Source organism: Winogradskyella pacifica (assembly GCF_013403915.1).
In the GTDB taxonomy this organism is placed as follows: domain Bacteria; phylum Bacteroidota; class Bacteroidia; order Flavobacteriales; family Flavobacteriaceae; genus Winogradskyella; species Winogradskyella pacifica.
The window spans coordinates 23,138-40,811 of the sequence record NZ_JABFDI010000005.1 but is presented as its reverse complement, the minus strand read 5'-3'; the positions used below and the strand labels follow the sequence as shown (position 1 = coordinate 40,811).

Here is a 17,674-nt window from a genome sequence, read left to right as displayed (position 1 = left end):
TATACCAAAATAGGGAATCTTAATAGTTTATTAAGAGAAAATCAGTGACAAAATTGTAAATTTGGGTTGAGAGAATTTATAAACCAATTAAAACATTAAGATTATGGCTTTCGAATTACCGAAATTAAAATATGCTTATGATGCTTTAGAACCAAATATTGATGCTCGCACAATGGAGATTCATCATACTAAACATCATCAAGGCTACACATCTAAATTAAATGCTGCTATTGAAGGAACTGATTTAGAAGGAAAAACTATAGAAAACATTCTTATTAACCTAGATATGGATAACAAAGCCGTTAGAAATAATGGTGGTGGATTTTACAACCATTCTTTGTTTTGGGATGTTATGAATCCTGAAGGAAAAGGCCGCTTATCTGGTGAGTTAAAAGATGCTATTGAAGCAAAATTTGGTTCTTTTGAGGCCTTTAAAGATGCATTTTCTAAAGCAGCTGCAACACAATTTGGTTCTGGTTGGGCATGGTTATGTGTACATGAAGGAGGAAAAGTTGAAGTGTGTTCTACACCAAACCAAGATAACCCATTAATGCCAGGTGTTAAATGTGAAGGTACACCAATTTTAGGATTAGATGTTTGGGAACATGCATACTACTTAAACTACCAAAACAGAAGACCAGATTATATTGACGCATTTTTTAATGTGATTAACTGGAATGAAGTAGAAAAGCGTTATGCTGAATCTAAGTAAGCAAAACTTAGATTATATCTATTAAAGAATCCGAGTCTTAAAAAAAGATTCGGATTTTTTGTTTCAATAACCCAATTCTTGCTTTAGGTTATCGTCAAAATTTCAAAACCTACTAAATTGCATAAGCGCCAAAATGGCCATGATGCGTTAAACTCACATGTATATTTACGGAATTACACAGTACTGTAGGGATATTAAATTCTGATTTTTGAAATTTTAAATCCTCTTTTGAAAGCTGATATAATTCTGAAAGCGTAATTAATAGTGCATTTCTTAAAACAGCACTCTGATTTTTGTAGGTTTTATCTTTAAATTCTATGACTTCGGAAGTCATGCGGTCATCAAGAAGTCTGGCTTCAGATAAAATGTATTTTGAAGTGATGCTAGTCTTAATTTGACATTCGAAATTTTTATACTTTACATTACCGTTTTCAAATTCAAATTTACACTCAAAACTTTTCGGACTATAAAATTGGCTTGGGTTTACTTGCACATATAATTTATATGCAGCTTCTTTCATGCTCCATAATCTCCAAACCACATGAAATGGATTCGTACAGTTCTTAATTAATTGCTGTTCTGTCTCTGTAAAAATTTTTTCTAAATAACGCGGTCGTTGCCAATGAGAAGTAAATTTCGCTTCCTCTAAATCCACGATATCATTGCCAACCATTAGGCCTTTAATTTTGTGTTTATAATTAGCATAGCAGCTTTAACATCTAACATTTTTTCCATGTCCTCATTTTCTAATCTAATATTAAATTCATCTTCAATATCTAAAATGATATCCACAAGATTTGCTGAATTAACCTTTAGATCATTAATAAAGTCTGTGTCTTCAGAAAGCGTTTTAAAAGCTACCTCATCTTGAATATAAGGTTCAATAATGGTTTTTAGTTTTGTAATAAGTTCGTCGTTAGTCATAATTATTTCTGTTGAACACGGGATTCTTGTCTAGTTTAATTTTAGTTTGAATATATAAAGTTACGTAAAGTGATAAAAACGTAATAACGTTGCTTTTTATAAATCTATTTAATAGTTAAATTTCTTAAAAATTACGCAAGCATTGACATCACCAAAACCAAAACTCGCCTTCGCTATAATATCAAAATTGAAATCGGTTTTTTCTGTTGGAATTTTATTTGAATCAACAAGCGCTTCAATTTCTGAATGTAAATCTTCACAATTAATATTTGGTGCTACAAACTGATTCTTCAGCTGTATAATACTTGCAACACATTCAATAGAGCCTGAAGCTGCTAAACAATGCCCAATCATGGATTTTGTAGAGTTTATATATGGAAAATCAGTTCCCTTTCTACCCAAAGCTTTAGACCAGTTTTCAATTTCTAAACTGTCTTTTGAGGTCGCTGTTAAATGTCCATTAATCACTTCAATATCATTTGAGGTAATTCCTGAATTTTCAATTGCTTTTCTTATGCAACGTTGTACAGCTTCGGCGTTTGGTGCTGTTAGTGTACCTCCTTGTCGTTGACCACCAGAATTTACTTCACCTCCCAAAACCTCAGCATAAATTTTAGCACCACGTTTTAAAGCACTTTCTAATGATTCTAAAAGCACGGCTCCCGCACCACTTCCTGGTACAAATCCACTTGCTGTGGCGCTCATTGGTCTCGATCCTTCTTCTGGGCTTTCATTGTGTTTATAAGTCATTACACGCATAGCATCAAAGCCTCCCCAAATATAAGGACCATGATCACTACAGCTACCAACTAACATACGTTTGGTTTTTCCATTTTGAATACGTTCATAACCCATTAATAGCGCTTCGGTTCCTGTAGTGCAGGCTGAAGAATTTGTGGTTACTTGATTTCCTAAACCCAACATACCACTCAAATACGCACTTACACCACTTGCCATGGTTTGCAAAACTACCGTACTTCCTAAACGCCTTACATTACCATCGTCAACACCATAAATTGCCTCTCTAAATTTTTCAACTCCTGAGGTTGCTGCTCCAAAAATTAAACCTGTATCATAATCTAATTGACTTTCAGAATCCATATCAAAACCGGCATCTTTCCAGGCATCAATACCTGCGATGCATCCGTATAAAATCCCTGAACTATTAAATCCTCTTAATTGTAAATCTGTAAAATATTGTGATTTTTTTTCGTCCGAAATTTGAGGAACACCACCAATCTGACATGAAAATTTAAAATCTTTTAAGTTATCATGACATGTGATTCCGGACTTACCTTCTTTTAAAGATTTCGTAAAATCGGGAACTCCAACTCCATTGGGTGCTACAACTCCTAATCCTGTTATGACTACTCTTTTTTTCATCTTGTTTTAACCTTATTAAAAAGAAAGAAATTTATAATTCTGAAAGCTATCTGATTTTTGAAAACTGACAGCTCCGTATAAATTAAACTTTAATCATTCCTGATATCGTTCCTCTGCAAACCAATTCTCCCTTTTCATTTAGCATCTTCACTTTACATTTCAACTTATTAAAACGAAAGACTTCTTTTTCTGAAATTACAGTTACTTTTTCATTGGGGAAAACAGGTAAATAAAAATCCATTTGATGAGATGTTAAAGCTATTTGAGGTTTTCTAGCTTGGCTTAATTCATCTTTTAATAAATAAATACCCAAACATACCAAACCAATTTGCGCCATACATTCTGTAAGAATCACTCCTGGTGTTATGGGATGATCTTTAAAATGACCTTGGTAAAAACTTTCATCTTCTTTAAATGTGTAGTGCCCTGTTATTCCATTTTCTGAAATAGCAGCAATACCATCTACGAATAAGAATGGTGCTTGGTAAGGTAGCCGTTTTATAATGTCTTCCTTTATCATACCATTACCACTCTAACAAAATACGTTGTGCCGAAAAACCTGGCCCAAAACTTAGCATTATTCCCTTGTCTCCTTTTGGTAAATCTCGATCCATAAAACGCTCTAGAACATAGAGAACAGTTGCGCTACTCATGTTACCAAATAATCTTAAAACCTCTTTGGTGTCATCTATGTTTTTGCCTAAATCGCCAAACAAATCCTCAACCGTTTGCACTATTTTTTTTCCTCCTGGATGAAATATCAAATGATCAATATCTTCAATAGTTAAATTATTTCGTTCTAAAAACGGGTGTATAATTTTTGGAAAATGATCTGCAATGGTTTGTGGTACTGATTGATCTAAAATCATTTGTAAGCCTGTGTTTTTCAATTTAAAACCCATCATGTGGTTGGCATCATAAAAATGATACATGGCTTCGTCTTTGATTTCGGGTCCTTTTTCATGATCGTAAGACGATAGAATTACACTTGAGCAGCCATCTCCAAAAATAGCTGCACTGACTATGTTTACCATAGAAAAATCGTTAAGCTGAAAAGTTGCGGTTGGCGCTTCTACGGCAATAACAACGGCTCTCTTATTTGGATTTGCTTTTAGAAAATTCTTAGCATATATTATTCCTGAAACTCCTGCTGCGCATCCCATTTCTGTCACTGGTAAACGAACAATGTCTTGTTTCATTTTTAAGCTATTTATTAAATAAGCATCCAACGACGGAATCATAATCCCTGTGCAACTTACTGTAATAATATAGTCGATATCTGTAGGTTGTAAATTTGCTTTATCTAAGACTTTCTGTAAACTCGCTTCCGCTAATTTTATAGATTCTCTAGTATAAATATCATTTTTTTCCTCAAAAGAGGTACTTACAAAAACCTCTTCAGGATCCATAATAGAATACCGCTTATCTACAGCTGCATTTTCAAAAATCTTTAAAACTTTTCGTTTAAAACGTTCTTCTTGGCCATCTAACCATAATTCAACAAAGGGTAAAATATCTTTAGTTTCTCTGCTGTATTTTGGTAATTGTTTTGCTACTGCTGTTATTTTTACTGCCATATATTTTCTATTAAAGGCGATTTTTATTTTTCGTTTTTAAACAAATCTGCATAAATACTCAACTTCGAATAAGCCATTGATAACGAAAAGCCCATTGCCAACGAATCTCTGATTTTAGATGTAATGTATTAGAATAATTTTCCAAATCCTTTCGGCTAAACGCTCTTAAAATTGAAGTTAATCCGTCCTCAACTATCATATCGTTGGAAATTGTTAATCCTAATAATTGAAATAATCTATAAGCTATTTTACTACGCTGTAAATCGTTGACTACTATTCCTAAGTTAGCATTTTTTGAAAGACGCTTCAATAAACTTAAAATATCCTTATCCTTAAAATGATGCAAAAACAAAGTGGTTAAAGCAATATCAAACTCTAAAACTTCAAATTGATCTGAAAAAACATCAATGCTTTCAAAGCTTAATTCTGGAAAATCAGTTGACAATTCGTTAGCATAAGCAATAGCATCTGCATTAGCATCTATTCCAATTAATTTAAAATTGTACTGATGCTTTCTTCCATAATTTGCTACTAACCTTAAGATATCTCCATGACCACAACCTAAATCTATAATGGTGTAGGTTTTATCTTTAGGTTGATTTTTTAAAAGTTGTGCAATTCCATCTAAGGTTACCCGATTGCCACCCAACCATTTGTTAATCTTACCGAGTTTATTCAAAGTATCACGAAGCAATTCTCCCTTAAGAGAAAAATCGTCCATGATTTCGGTTTTGTTACTTCTTAATTTGGTATCTAAAAATAAGCTCATTTCACTTTCATAGGTTTACCGTGTGTCATTTTAATAATCATTGGCATTAAAAACGGAAACCATCGCAATACTGATAACAATTTTGGCGCCAACCAATCTTGTCTAAATAAATAAGCGATACTGTGACCTACTTTTAATCGTAATCCAAATGTTTTTCTCCAACGTTTGGTATATAGATATTCTAATCTTTGGCGTGATGCAATTTTTCCTTGAAGGTAATCAATAATCAATTCAGATGCTAATTGCGCACTTCTAATTGCCATTCCCATACCATTTCCGCATAACGGATGAATCATACCTGCTGTATCTCCACACATTATGATATGATTTTCTACAGGTTGTTTCGTTTCGAAAGAAATTTGACTTATGGTTATTGGCTTTTCAAATTGTGATATTGTAGTCTTAAAAAGTGTCTTTAATTCGGAATTTTTAAAAAGTACTTCTTCTTGAAATGTTGCAATGTCTTTGTAGGTTTTGAAAGCTTCAAAATTAGTAATGTAACACAAGTTAATATGGTTGTTTTCCACTTTTGAAACACCACAGTAACCCCCTTTAAAATTATGCAATGCGACCTTATCATCAGGGAAATCTCCTGAAACATGAATTTTAACTCCTAAATATGGTGACTTCTTTTTAATGAATTTTCTATCAAACTGAATATCTAAATTTGAGCGTTTGCCATAGGCTCCAATAACTATTCTTGCTTGAAAACTTTGATTCGTTTTTGTTTCGATTTGAAAATTGTCTGCTTCAAAATTTACATTGACTACAGAATCTTGAAACACGGAAACACCGTTTTTAATAGCTAATTGATACAGTTGAAAATCCATCTCATAGCGACTCATTCCAAAACCTCCAAGCGGTAAATTAGCTACAATCTTTTTATTGTTATGTGTGGTTAATTCGAAATTAGAAATTTGTTTTGCACCGAATTCAAAAGGATTGAAACCTAAAAATTCTAAATAAGGCAATACTTCGTTAGATACATACTCTCCGCAAACCTTATGTTTTGGATACTCATTTTTCTCAATGAGTAAGACTTCTAATTTAGATTTCGCTAAATGAATTGCACTTGTTAATCCGGCTAATCCACCACCAATAACGATAACATCAAAGTCTTTTTTCTTCATTTAAAGCTTTTAGTAAAACACAAAGTTCTTCGTTCTAATATACATATTGTTAAGTTACGTTAGAAAAGAAAACAATAAAACGAGTTTAACGTTTACTATTCAATTTTAGTAATTGTAAACACATCATCTCTAAATTGAACTGTATCACCAACAGATTTTGAAAGTAATAATTGGGCCATTGGTGTTGCTGCAGAAATGGCATAAATTTTATAATCTTTTAAACTGATTTCACCCGCACTAATAGCTATGAAATAATTGGCTTTTGATGTGAACACCACACTTCCAAATGCGACTCTTTGATGCTTAGATGCTGTATTAATGTTCTGAAGAATTTCTTTTTGTTTTTCAATTTCAGATAATTGATGACCTGCTTTTTCACGTTCTAATTGCAACATCGCTCTGCCTGTTTCATGCTTATCTCCAGCGCTACTTTTGGTTTCAGATTGTAAGGAATTTTGGATGTCTAAAATAGTGTTTTGAACCGTTAATAAACGGTCGTTAACAAACTTTAAACAGGACTTATATAATTCATCTTTTATAGTCATTTTTACTTCTTTAAGTCTAATTTTCCGTAGAACCTCATTTGTTTTACAATCCACTGTTTTCGGTTTTGAATATATACCGAGGCCGGATTTGCCCGATAATTTCTTGGATTAGGTAATACTGAAACGATTGCTGCGGCCTCATAAGCGTCTAAATTTGATGCTGATTTTTTAAACCAATACTTTGATGCTGCTTCAGCACCATAAATGCCCGGTCCCATTTCAATACTGTTTAGATATACTTCGAGAATGCGTTCTTTACTCCAAATGGTTTCAATTAAAAACGTAAAATAGGTTTCTAAGCCTTTACGTAACCAGCTGCGATCTGGCCATAAAAAAACATTCTTTGCCGTCTGCTGACTTATAGTACTTCCTCCCTTAATACGTTTACCTTTTTTGTTGTGTTCATAGGCTTTTTCAATGGCTTCGACATCAAAACCGCTATGGTCTAAAAACTTTTGATCCTCACTACAAATAGCAGCTAACTGTAAGTTTTTAGATATTTTATCTATGGACACCCAATCGTGTTTCCACATTTTAGAGGCTTCTTCACTTTCTGTATATCTAATAACCATCAAAGGTGTTACAGGAACAGGAACGTATTTAAATAGAAACACCAAACCTATAGAAAGCGCAACAAACCATAAAAGGATTTTTATTAAAAACCGAAATAATCTTTTCATAAATTAATCTAATAATTGAGCTAACTGTTTACCCATTGTACTACCGATTGCAATTCCCATTCCACCTAAACGCACTCCGCAATACGTATGGTTTGATAATTGTTTTACGATTGCTTTTTTCTGTTTACCGACTCCCATTATGCCACTCCAACGATGATCAATTTCAAAATTAGTCTGTGGTAAAATAGTGGTTTTTAAAAGTTCTTGAAGTTTATTTTGAATGATTTCTGTTTCACCGAATGTTGTGGTCGCTTCGGTTTTAAAATCTAGATTTCGACCTCCACCCAACAAGATTCTGTTGTCTATATTTCTAAAATAATAATACCCTTCGTCTAAATGGAATGTTCCTCTAATAGGTAAATTCTCAATAGGTTTAGTAATTAAAACTTGTGCTCTTGCTGGCTGAACTTCGGGGATATTGAATTGTTTAGCAAAGCCGTTTGTAGCTATAAAAAGTTTCTGGGTTGAAAGTTCAAATTGATTAGTGTTTAGTTTCACTGAATTTAAATCTTCTGAGAAGGTTTCAACAGTACAATTATTCAATATTTTTATTCCTAAAGATTGCACTTTATACAATAGAGCATTCATCATTTTACCAGTATCAATCTGACCTTCAAATGAATTAAAACAATATTTCGATTTTATGTTTTTAAAGCCGAGATTGTTTTCTTTGAAGGAAAACACTTTGGTATTAAATAGTGGCTGTAAAAATTGATTGATATATTCCTGCCTATCAATGCATGAATTAAATAAAGTGTCATCAGAATCTAAAAACAACTCATAACCTCCGAGGTTTTGATAACCGATAGCTTCATCGCCTAGAGTTTTACGAAGTAATTGCAATCCATCGATTCGTTTTTTAATTAAATCCAATACCTCAATTTCCGAATGGTGATTTAAGTCGTCAATAATTTCACTTAAACTTCCAAAGCATGCGAAACCTGCATTTTTAGTACTCGCTCCTTGTGGAAGCATTCCTTTTTCAAGAATTAAAATCTTAGCATCTGGAAATCGTTGTTTTAGTTGTAAAGCGCAATTAAGGCCTACAATGCCGCTACCAACAATTGTATAATCAATGTTAGTTAGCCAGTTTTTTATTTCCCAATATGATAAATTCATAGCATAAAAAAAGCTCCTGATTTAGGAGCTTTTAAATTAATAAATTATATTCTTAATCTACTATAATTTTCTTAGTCACTTTTTGTGCACCATCTACAATAGTTAATAAGTAAACACCCGATTGTGCATTATTAAGCTGAATTATTTCTTCAAATCTACCTGTATTTTGAAAGCTTTTCGTATAAATTGATCGGCCTCTAATATCATAAACAGCGACAGAAACGTCTTCTCCAGATTTTGGATTAAACTGAATATTAAACTCCCCGTTATTTGGATTTGGATAAATACTTAATTGATCTAATTCGTTATCATCAACACTTAGAGACTCTGAACAAAATTCTAATGACCAATTTTGCAATATCCCTGTATCGCCAGAATAGAAATCAGCGATAAGAATTCTCCAATCTCCCTGAGAATCTAAACCTTCAAATATAGATAATGGTTCAACCGGGCTATACGTATTCCCACTGCCTGTAGCGCTACAATCTATTGTAGATGCACCATCTTCAAATTCAATGAGTATATCATCGCTGCTTGAGCAATTTCCTGACCAAATAACGGCCTCCGTAACGCCATCTGGGTGTAATAACTGTACTAATAAATCACCTACAAAAGTATGATCTACATCTATATTTAATTTAAGAGACTCAATAGTAAAATTATCTGGAACGTTAAGCGTACGTTGTAATACAGGACCATTTATAGGCGTAGTTGAACCTGTTCCATCTGCGATACTTACTCCAATATTATCACCACTCGCACTGTAGGTATCACAAGTTATGGCAACTCCAATAGCTATATTTTCGTTATTGACATTAAAGAATATTCCGTTTGCTGCTTCTACCATTATTCTATTGCTAGAAGACGCTACATCTGGTACTGTAATATCATGTGAACCATCATTTGGCACATTTAAAGCTAAAACCGTATCAAAATTCTGACCATCAGTAGCTAATAGAATATTTACATTTGCTTCATTAACACCATTACCTGTAGTCCCCGCAACATTCCAAGTTACCGTTTGAGTTGTGCCTACATCCCAAGTTACCCCATCTACATTTTGGGACGTTACTACAAATGGACCCGCTGCCGTGGTAACTGTTGCTGTCATCTGATCTGAATCTGTTTGTCCACCTCTAGCATCATTATCTCTAACAGTTAACATAAAATTAATATTACGACTAATAGTTACTAATTTTTCCCATGTTGTTGATGTCCCACCATTTACTAAAATGTCTTCTAATCTCGGTACGTATCTGACAGGATTATTAGTACCTTCAAAAGATCTTACTAACGGACCAGTAGTTGTAGTTTCAGTTGGTAATCCAGCAGTCCCTAAATCGTACTGCTCCCATGTATAAGTTAAGGTTTCCATACCATCTACATCACTAGAATTATTTCCATTTAATTTATATGGTGTTCCTTGAGGTATTATATAATTAGCACCTGCGTTTGCAACAGGCTGTGTGTTACCTGTTGGTACTGCATCTACTGGACAAGCACCTGAACTCGTTACATGATTCCATATTGTGTTTATACTGTTTTGATGAAAATAAGCATCGCTACCAATTTGTATATTATCAGAACCACAAATACCTGCATAGGCCATAATAGTTGTTCCACTACCCGGTTCATAAGCTGAAGAAGAAGATCTATTTACACCTGAACAACTACCCACTGTACCATTAAAGGTATGTGGTGCACCAAACTGATGTCCTAGTTCGTGAGCCACATAATCCACATCGTAAGCATCGCCAATTGGTTGTGTAGACCCAGTAATACCACTACCTTTTCTACTATTAACACAAGTAGATCCTAAACTTGCTAAGCCTCCTGATGAACTGGTACTAAATGTATGTCCTATATCAAAGTTAGCAGTACCAATTTGGGCGGTAATTTGATTATGACTTTGTTGAATTAACAAGTTCCCATTGTCATTATCAAACGGGTCAGTTGCAGCATCAGTATAAACTAAATTAGCATTATTAGCCACCAAGGTCATTGTAATTGATAATTCTCTTTCGTAAATACCATTTATTCTCGTCATCGTTGTCACTATCGCTGCCATTGCGCCAGCAACCGTTCCACCATGAAAAGCTGCGTACTCTCCTGTACATGCTATAGCTGTACGATAATTTCTCAAAGTACCATCACTAGCATTTTTAGTTATAGGATCATTAAACGTTTTAGCATCTAAATCCAAATCTTCATCTATAACACCACACTGAAATTCAAAATCGCTTTCTGTTAAATCTCGTTTAGAATAAACCGTGTATATATTCCCTACTTTAGAAAATGGATCTATAAACTGAGTCCCATTAGATGTTCCTAAAAACATAGCGTGAAGGCCTTTAGACGTAATACTAAACCTAACTATTTCCGTAGGATTATCGATCCCTTGACCAGCATAAGATCTCATATTTGGAAACTGAGCCTGTAGTTTTGGCTCCATAATTGAAGCTTCAAAAACCTTAAATCGACTTAGTTCACCATCTGAATTTGGAAAAGAAATAATCGTATTTCCTGGATTTTCTCTATCACCAATAGTTTGAAGTTTCGTTTTTAATTGTTCAATCTTTAGTTGAAAAAATTTTTCAGATTTAAGATTTATTTTTCTTGAAATCTGTTCGGATTGTTTTGCTTTTTCAGCATTTAGACGCGTCCATAATTTAGAGGAGTTTTGACCTTGAGCAGCCATTGAAAAAAGCACAATAATAATTGTGGTAATTTTTAAAACGTAATTCTTAAGCATAATTTTCTTTTTTTATAGCTTATAAAGTTAAGTTTTTTATATTAAAAAACTCGTTACCCTATAAAAACAGGCGATTCTTACATAGTATATGGTACAAAAAAAACCCAAACTTACATTTGGGTTTTAATTTTAGTCTTCAATTTGTTTTTCTAACTTAAAGTCTTCCATAAACTTAGTGGTATAATTACCAGCTAAATATTCTGGATGATCCATTAGTTGTCTATGAAATGGTATCGTTGTTTTAATACCTTCAATCACAAATTCATCTAATGCACGCTTCATTTTATTTATTGCTTCTTCTCTAGTTTGAGCCGTTGTAATCAACTTAGCAATCATAGAATCATAATTTGGCGGAATGGTGTAGCCAGCATAAACATGTGTATCTAAACGCACTCCATGTCCACCCGGAGCATGCAATGTTGTAATTTTTCCTGGTGAAGGCCTAAAATCATTAAACGGATCTTCAGCATTAATTCTACATTCTATAGAATGTAATTTAGGCGTATAATTTTTTCCAGAAATTGGCACTCCTGCAGCAACTAATATTTGTTCTCTAATTAAATCGAAATCAATAACTTGCTCTGTAATTGGGTGTTCTACTTGGATACGTGTATTCATCTCCATAAAGTAGAAATTACGATGTTTATCTACTAGAAATTCTACAGTACCAGCACCTTCATACTTAATGAATTCAGCAGCTTTAACCGCAGCTTTACCCATTTTAGCTCTCAATTTATCTGTCATAAACGGAGAAGGCACTTCTTCCGTTAATTTTTGATGACGTCTTTGGATAGAACAATCACGTTCTGATAAGTGACAAGCTTTTCCGCGAGAATCACCAACAATTTGTATTTCGATATGGCGAGGCTCTTCTATGAGTTTCTCCATATACATATCATCATTACCAAATGCTGCTTTAGATTCTGAACGCGCAGATTCCCATGCATTTTGAAGATCTTCTGGTTTCCAAACGGCACGCATCCCTTTTCCACCACCACCGGCAGAAGCTTTTAGCATTACAGGATAACCGGTCTCCTTGGCAACTCTTACACAATCTTCAAAGGTTTCAATAATACCTTCACTTCCGGGAACACAAGGTACACCGGCAGCTTTCATGGTTGCTTTAGCATTGGCTTTGTCACCCATTCGGTTAATCATATCTTCAGACGCACCTATGAATTTTATACCATGCTCTTCACATATTTTTGAGAATTTTGCGTTTTCAGACAAAAATCCATAACCAGGATGAATAGCATCTGCATTTGTAATTTCTGCAGCTGCAATGATATTTGATATTTTAAGGTAAGACTCACTACTTGGCGCTGGTCCAATACAAACAGCTTCATCTGCAAACTTAACATGAAGACTTTCTGCATCTGCTGTAGAGTATACAGCTACCGTTCGTATGCCCATTTCCTTACAGGTTCTAATAACTCTAAGCGCTATTTCCCCTCTATTGGCTATTAATATTTTTTTAAACATAACTTTTATGTATTTAAAATTTCAAATTCCAAATTCCTATAAATTTAGAAATTATACTTTGGAATTTTAAATCGGGTTATGATGGATCTACCAAGAATAATGGCTGATCGAACTCTACTGGGGACGAATCATCAACAAGTACTTTAACGATTTTACCAGAAATTTCTGATTCTATTTCGTTAAATAATTTCATTGCTTCGATAACACAGAGTACATCTCCTTCTTTAATATCTGTACCAACCTCAACAAAAACGGGTTTGTCTGGAGATGGCTTGCGATAAAATGTACCAATTATTGGAGATTTTATAGTAATGTATTTTGAGTCTTCTGCAGGTGCAGCCGCTTCTTGTACAGGTGAAGCTGCTTGTTGAGCTGGCATCTGTTGTTGCATTACCGGAGCTTGCATTGGCATTTGTTGTACAAATGTTGTCTCGTTTTCTGAACCAGTTCTAATGGTGATTTTAATATCATCCATTTCTAACTTAACCTCACTTGCTCCAGATTTAGCAACAAATTTAATTAAGTTCTGAATTTCTTTTATATCCATAATTTTAGATATTTTGTTAGTTAGTTTTTTAATTAGGAGTTATAAGCCCACTTAAGATAAATTGAGCCCCAAGTAAATCCACCACCAAAGGCAGCAAATATAATTTTATCACCTTTTTTAAGTTGTGATTCGTAGTCGAATAATAATAAAGGTAATGTTGCAGAAGTGGTGTTACCGTACCTCTGAATATTCATCATTACTTTATCACTTTCTAATTCAATTCTATTGGCTGTAGCATCAATAATACGCTTATTAGCCTGGTGTGCTGCCAACCATGAAATATCAGCGTTGGTAAGGTTATTTCTTTTCATAACCTTTTCAGCGACATCTGCCATATTAAAAACAGCATTTTTAAACACTGTTTTCCCATCCTGAAAAATATAATGTTTACCTTCTTTAAAAGTATCTTTATTAATAGGATAAGAAGAACCACCGTAAGTTGCTTGTAAAAAGTCTCGACCTTCGCCGTTACTTCTTAATAATTCATCTTGTAAACCTAAACCTTCTTCGTTAGGTTCAAAAAGAACCGCTCCTGCTCCATCACCAAAAATAATGCAGGTTGCTCTGTCTTCGTAATTAATAAATGATGAATTTTTATCCGCTCCTATTAAAAGAACTTTTTTGTAGCGTCCGGCCTCTATATAAGCTGTCGCTGTAGACATGCCGTAAAGAAAGCTAGAACATGCGGCTTCCAAGTCGTACGAAAATGCATTTACAGCTCCAATTTGTGTTGCTGTATATGCAGCTGTTGCAGCCGCTTTCATATCTGGTGTTGCAGTACAAACAATAACTAAATCAATTTCTTTAGGATCTAATCCTTTTTTTTGAATTAAGTCTTCTGCCGCTTTTATGGCCAAAAACGATGTGCCTTTACCTTCTTCTTTAAGAATTCGACGCTCCTTTATGCCTGTTCTTGATGTGATCCACTCATCATTGGTCTCAACCATTGTTTCGAGGATTTTGTTCGTTAAAACATACTCAGGAACATAGCCTCCGACAGCTGTAATTGCTGCTGTGATTTTACTCATTATTAGCTTTTAGATTAATTAAAAGTATGAAAAATCGATAAAAAATGTTACGTTTTATTCAATTTTCCTCGTTTTCTAGCAAATAGTAACGCAAAGTAAGTGGTTTTTGCTCTATTCAAAAAATAATAACAAAAAAAACGCTCACATAGGAGCGTTTTCTTGTATGCATGCATAGTACTTATGCTGCGTTTTCTTCTTCTACAGAGTTGTCAATAAGAACTTGACCTCTGTAATATAGTTTACCATCATGCCAATGAGCTCTGTGGTATAAGTGTGGCTCACCAGTTGTAGGGCAAGTTGCTATTTGAGGTACAGAAGCTTTATAATGTGTTCTTCTTTTATCTCTTCTTGTTTTCGATATTTTACGCTTTGGATGTGCCATTTTAAATGTTATTTATCCGTTAATAGTTTTTTTAAATTATTCCAACGAGGATCAATATCCTCTGATGATTTTACTTTGTGGTCCTCACTTGGACTTAGTTCTTCTAATTTTGAAAGTATATCAGTCTGTAACGAACCGTCTTCAATACCTGGATGAATTCTTTTAATAGGAACTGCTAAAATAATCAGCTCATATATATATTGTGCTATATTAATTTCATATTCCCCATGTTGTACAATTAAGATGTCTTCATTCTCATCATTATACTCGTTACCAAATTTAACGACTAACTTAAAATCGTCGTTAATAGCCTGGTTATAGGGTTCATTTGAAATATCGCAATTAACATTTACTGTGCCTTTAGCCGAAAAATACAACTCTAAAAGTGTTGATTTTTTTTCGAATTCTAGGTCAATTTTAACATCAATCGCATTAAATTCATCATATTCAAAATGCTGAAAGAACGTATTATCAATTTGAAAATCAAAATGATGCATTCCTTCTTTTAATCCAACAAAAGGGATAGTATAAGATTTTAATGCCTTCATTATCACATTCAATTTGAGCGTGCAAATATATAAATTTTTCCTTACTTAAAGCCTAGATATCAACAAATTTTGTTTATAACTATCTAGAAGCCTTTTTTAAAGGGTTTTTACTATAATAATTATAGTCTTCTCTATGTTTAAAAATTTCGATTGCAGTAAAGATTGCTTGTTTCATTGAACTTTCATCTGCGATCCCTTTTCCTGCTATTTCATACGCCGTACCATGGTCTGGAGACGTTCTCACTTTATCTAAACCTGCGGTGTAATTTACACCTTTCCCAAAAGCAATTGTTTTAAAGGGAATTAAACCTTGATCATGATAAGACGCTATTATGGCATCGAAATTTTTATAGGTGTTAGAACCAAAAAAGCTATCTGCTGAATAGGGTCCGTAAACTAAAGTGCCACCAGCTTTAATTTTTTCTAAAGTAGGTTTTAAAATCGTATCATCCTCGTTACCAATCACTCCATTATCACCAGCGTGTGGGTTTATAGCTAAAACAGCAACCTTAGGTTTTCTTACTCCAAAGTCCTGTATTAAAGATTTAGTAACCGTTGCTATTTTTTCTTTAATGAGGTCTACGGTAATCGCATTGCTAGCATCTTTAAGCGGAACATGATCTGTTAAAAGTCCCACTCTCAATTCATCAGAAACCATAAACATTAAACTTTTTCCATTTAAGGCTTTAGCTAAATAATCTGTATGACCAGGAAAGTTAAATTTTTCCGATTGAATATTGTGTTTATTAATTGGTGCGGTTACTAATACATCAATCGTACCTTCTTTTAAAGCATTGGTAGCCGCTTCGAGAGATTTTATAGCGTATTCTCCTATCTTTTTGTCCTCTGTACCAAATTCGATTTTTACAGGTTCGCTCCAAACTTCAACTACATTAACTTTTCCGTGAACCACTTTTTCTGGAGAATCAATACTAAAAAAATTAATTTTACTATTAAAATGGTTCTTAAAGAACTGCATTGTTTTAGCCGAAGCAAAAATCACAGGAGTATTTAATTCTAAAGATCTTGGATCTTCGTAAGCTTTAATGACTATTTCCGCACCAATACCGTTGAGGTCACCAATAGAAATTCCTACAATTATCTTTTCGTCTTTTTTCATTTTTTGTCTTTAACTTTGTAACTGCAAATTTAACTAAATAAAGTACAAATTATGTTTACAGGCATTATAGAAGATCTCGGAACAATTGAAAAACTAAATAGAGATGGTGGAAATCTTCATATTACAGTACATACCGCTATAACAAGTGAATTAAAAATAGACCAAAGTGTCGCTCATAATGGTGTCTGTCTCACCGTTGTTGGTATTACAGGAGATACTTATACGGTTACAGCAATCCAAGAAACACTCGATAAAACCAATTTAGGATTACTCAAAGAAAAAGAATGTGTAAATATTGAACGCGCCATGAAACTGGGTGACCGCTTAGATGGCCATATTGTTCAGGGGCATGTAGATCAAACTGCAACTTGTATTGAAATAAAAGAAAACGAAGGTAGTTGGGTTTTTACTTTTGAATATGATAAGGATCTTAATAATATTACCATCGAAAAAGGGTCTATTACTGTAAACGGAGTGAGCTTAACGGTTGTAAACTCTCAATTGAATCGTTTTTCTGTAGCTATTATACCTTATACATTTAATCATACCACATTTAAAACATTAAACGTTGGTGATACGATAAATTTAGAGTTTGATGTTATTGGGAAATATGTAAAACGTCTTAATGACCTAAGGCATTAAGCGTTTTTACGAGATAATTTATTAGACTTATAAATACCATAGCTTAACGCAAATATAAATAGAACTACTATGCCTCCATCAATTGGAAGACCAGGCGGTGGTGGTGGTGCTGGCGGCGGCGGAACAGATCCAGTAGTGCCCTGAGCCATAGAAGCGAACCCTACAAAAAAAACTAAGATTGAAACAAACATATTTTTCTTATGCATTCTGTTAATTGAGGTGTAAAAGTATTAAAAAAAATGAGTTGACAAAATTAAATTCATTAAAAACATCTACAAACGGCAAATTTTATCGACAAAGTGCATAAAATGAGGTTGAAATAGGGAAGTTACCT

20 protein-coding genes are annotated in these 17,674 nt (G+C 33.7%); 2 read left to right on the top strand and 18 right to left on the bottom strand.

Annotated elements, in window-relative coordinates; translation table 11 throughout:
* Positions 1-103: 103 nt before the first annotated feature.
* Positions 104-712: a superoxide dismutase gene (locus tag HM984_RS06050; RefSeq protein WP_115808344.1), complete on the top strand. Its 609-nt coding sequence runs from the start codon at positions 104-106 to the stop codon at positions 710-712.
* A 112-nt stretch (positions 713-824) separates the two neighbouring features.
* Here the strand turns inward: HM984_RS06050 and HM984_RS06045 are convergent, their stop codons facing one another.
* From HM984_RS06045 to pdxA, 17 genes are all read right to left on the bottom strand, one after another.
* Positions 825-1,385 carry a 4'-phosphopantetheinyl transferase family protein gene (locus HM984_RS06045; RefSeq protein ID WP_115808345.1) on the bottom strand — a complete coding sequence of 187 codons (561 nt, stop codon included), beginning with the start codon at positions 1,383-1,385 and terminating at the stop codon, positions 825-827.
* Positions 1,385-1,636 (bottom strand): acyl carrier protein, encoded by a 252-nt coding sequence (locus tag HM984_RS06040; RefSeq protein WP_115808346.1) that lies wholly within the window; start codon positions 1,634-1,636, stop codon positions 1,385-1,387. The genes HM984_RS06045 and HM984_RS06040 overlap by 1 nt, the downstream gene beginning before the upstream one ends.
* A gap of 108 nt (positions 1,637-1,744) precedes the next feature.
* A complete protein-coding gene (locus HM984_RS06035; RefSeq protein ID WP_179348514.1) occupies positions 1,745-3,019 on the bottom strand; it encodes a beta-ketoacyl-[acyl-carrier-protein] synthase family protein in 1,275 nt (424 codons plus the stop codon).
* Positions 3,020-3,101: 82 nt separating this feature from the next.
* Complete coding sequence (locus HM984_RS06030; RefSeq protein ID WP_179348513.1) at positions 3,102-3,539, bottom strand: 3-hydroxyacyl-ACP dehydratase FabZ family protein; 438 nt, start codon at positions 3,537-3,539, stop codon at positions 3,102-3,104.
* Between the two features lie 4 nt (positions 3,540-3,543).
* Entirely contained in the window at positions 3,544-4,596 is a 1,053-nt protein-coding gene (locus tag HM984_RS06025; RefSeq protein WP_179348512.1) for a type III polyketide synthase, read from the bottom strand.
* A 58-nt stretch (positions 4,597-4,654) separates the two neighbouring features.
* The gene (locus tag HM984_RS06020) at positions 4,655-5,365 is read right to left on the bottom strand and encodes a methyltransferase domain-containing protein (RefSeq protein WP_179348511.1); all 711 of its coding nucleotides are present in this window, start codon (positions 5,363-5,365) and stop codon (positions 4,655-4,657) included.
* Entirely contained in the window at positions 5,362-6,495 is a 1,134-nt protein-coding gene (locus HM984_RS06015; RefSeq protein WP_179348510.1) for an NAD(P)/FAD-dependent oxidoreductase, read from the bottom strand. The genes HM984_RS06020 and HM984_RS06015 overlap by 4 nt, the downstream gene beginning before the upstream one ends.
* A 95-nt stretch (positions 6,496-6,590) precedes the next feature.
* Entirely contained in the window at positions 6,591-7,040 is a 450-nt protein-coding gene (locus tag HM984_RS06010) for a 3-oxoacyl-ACP synthase (protein ID WP_179348509.1), read from the bottom strand.
* A gap of 2 nt (positions 7,041-7,042) precedes the next feature.
* Positions 7,043-7,720 (bottom strand): monofunctional biosynthetic peptidoglycan transglycosylase, encoded by a 678-nt coding sequence (gene mtgA, locus HM984_RS06005; protein WP_115808353.1) that lies wholly within the window; start codon positions 7,718-7,720, stop codon positions 7,043-7,045.
* Between the two features lie 3 nt (positions 7,721-7,723).
* Complete coding sequence (locus HM984_RS06000) at positions 7,724-8,839, bottom strand: NAD(P)/FAD-dependent oxidoreductase (protein WP_179348508.1); 1,116 nt, start codon at positions 8,837-8,839, stop codon at positions 7,724-7,726.
* A 52-nt stretch (positions 8,840-8,891) separates the two neighbouring features.
* Positions 8,892-11,591 (bottom strand): reprolysin-like metallopeptidase, encoded by a 2,700-nt coding sequence (locus HM984_RS05995; RefSeq protein WP_179348507.1) that lies wholly within the window; start codon positions 11,589-11,591, stop codon positions 8,892-8,894.
* A 129-nt stretch (positions 11,592-11,720) separates the two neighbouring features.
* The gene (gene accC, locus HM984_RS05990; protein ID WP_115808356.1) at positions 11,721-13,073 is read right to left on the bottom strand and encodes an acetyl-CoA carboxylase biotin carboxylase subunit; all 1,353 of its coding nucleotides are present in this window, start codon (positions 13,071-13,073) and stop codon (positions 11,721-11,723) included.
* A 76-nt stretch (positions 13,074-13,149) separates the two neighbouring features.
* Positions 13,150-13,620 carry an acetyl-CoA carboxylase biotin carboxyl carrier protein gene (gene accB / locus HM984_RS05985; RefSeq protein ID WP_115808357.1) on the bottom strand — a complete coding sequence of 157 codons (471 nt, stop codon included), beginning with the start codon at positions 13,618-13,620 and terminating at the stop codon, positions 13,150-13,152.
* 32 nt (positions 13,621-13,652) lie between these two features.
* Positions 13,653-14,648 carry a beta-ketoacyl-ACP synthase III gene (locus HM984_RS05980; protein ID WP_115808358.1) on the bottom strand — a complete coding sequence of 332 codons (996 nt, stop codon included), beginning with the start codon at positions 14,646-14,648 and terminating at the stop codon, positions 13,653-13,655.
* Between the two features lie 178 nt (positions 14,649-14,826).
* Complete coding sequence (rpmF, locus tag HM984_RS05975; RefSeq protein ID WP_020897471.1) at positions 14,827-15,030, bottom strand: 50S ribosomal protein L32; 204 nt, start codon at positions 15,028-15,030, stop codon at positions 14,827-14,829.
* 8 nt (positions 15,031-15,038) lie between these two features.
* A complete protein-coding gene (locus HM984_RS05970; RefSeq protein ID WP_115808359.1) occupies positions 15,039-15,578 on the bottom strand; it encodes a YceD family protein in 540 nt (179 codons plus the stop codon).
* 79 nt (positions 15,579-15,657) lie between these two features.
* Entirely contained in the window at positions 15,658-16,698 is a 1,041-nt protein-coding gene (gene pdxA, locus HM984_RS05965) for a 4-hydroxythreonine-4-phosphate dehydrogenase PdxA (RefSeq protein ID WP_115808360.1), read from the bottom strand.
* A 51-nt stretch (positions 16,699-16,749) separates the two neighbouring features.
* Here pdxA and HM984_RS05960 point away from each other — a divergent pair, with 51 nt between their 5' ends.
* A complete protein-coding gene (locus tag HM984_RS05960) occupies positions 16,750-17,340 on the top strand; it encodes a riboflavin synthase (RefSeq protein ID WP_179348506.1) in 591 nt (196 codons plus the stop codon).
* On the opposite strand, the gene HM984_RS05955 is transcribed toward HM984_RS05960, so the two are convergent.
* Positions 17,337-17,546, bottom strand: coding sequence for an Fjoh_0651 family PID-CTERM protein (locus HM984_RS05955; RefSeq protein WP_257018453.1), 210 nt, complete (start codon positions 17,544-17,546; stop codon positions 17,337-17,339). The two genes, HM984_RS05960 and HM984_RS05955, sit on opposite strands and share 4 nt — an antisense overlap.
* Positions 17,547-17,674: the final 128 nt, after the last annotated feature.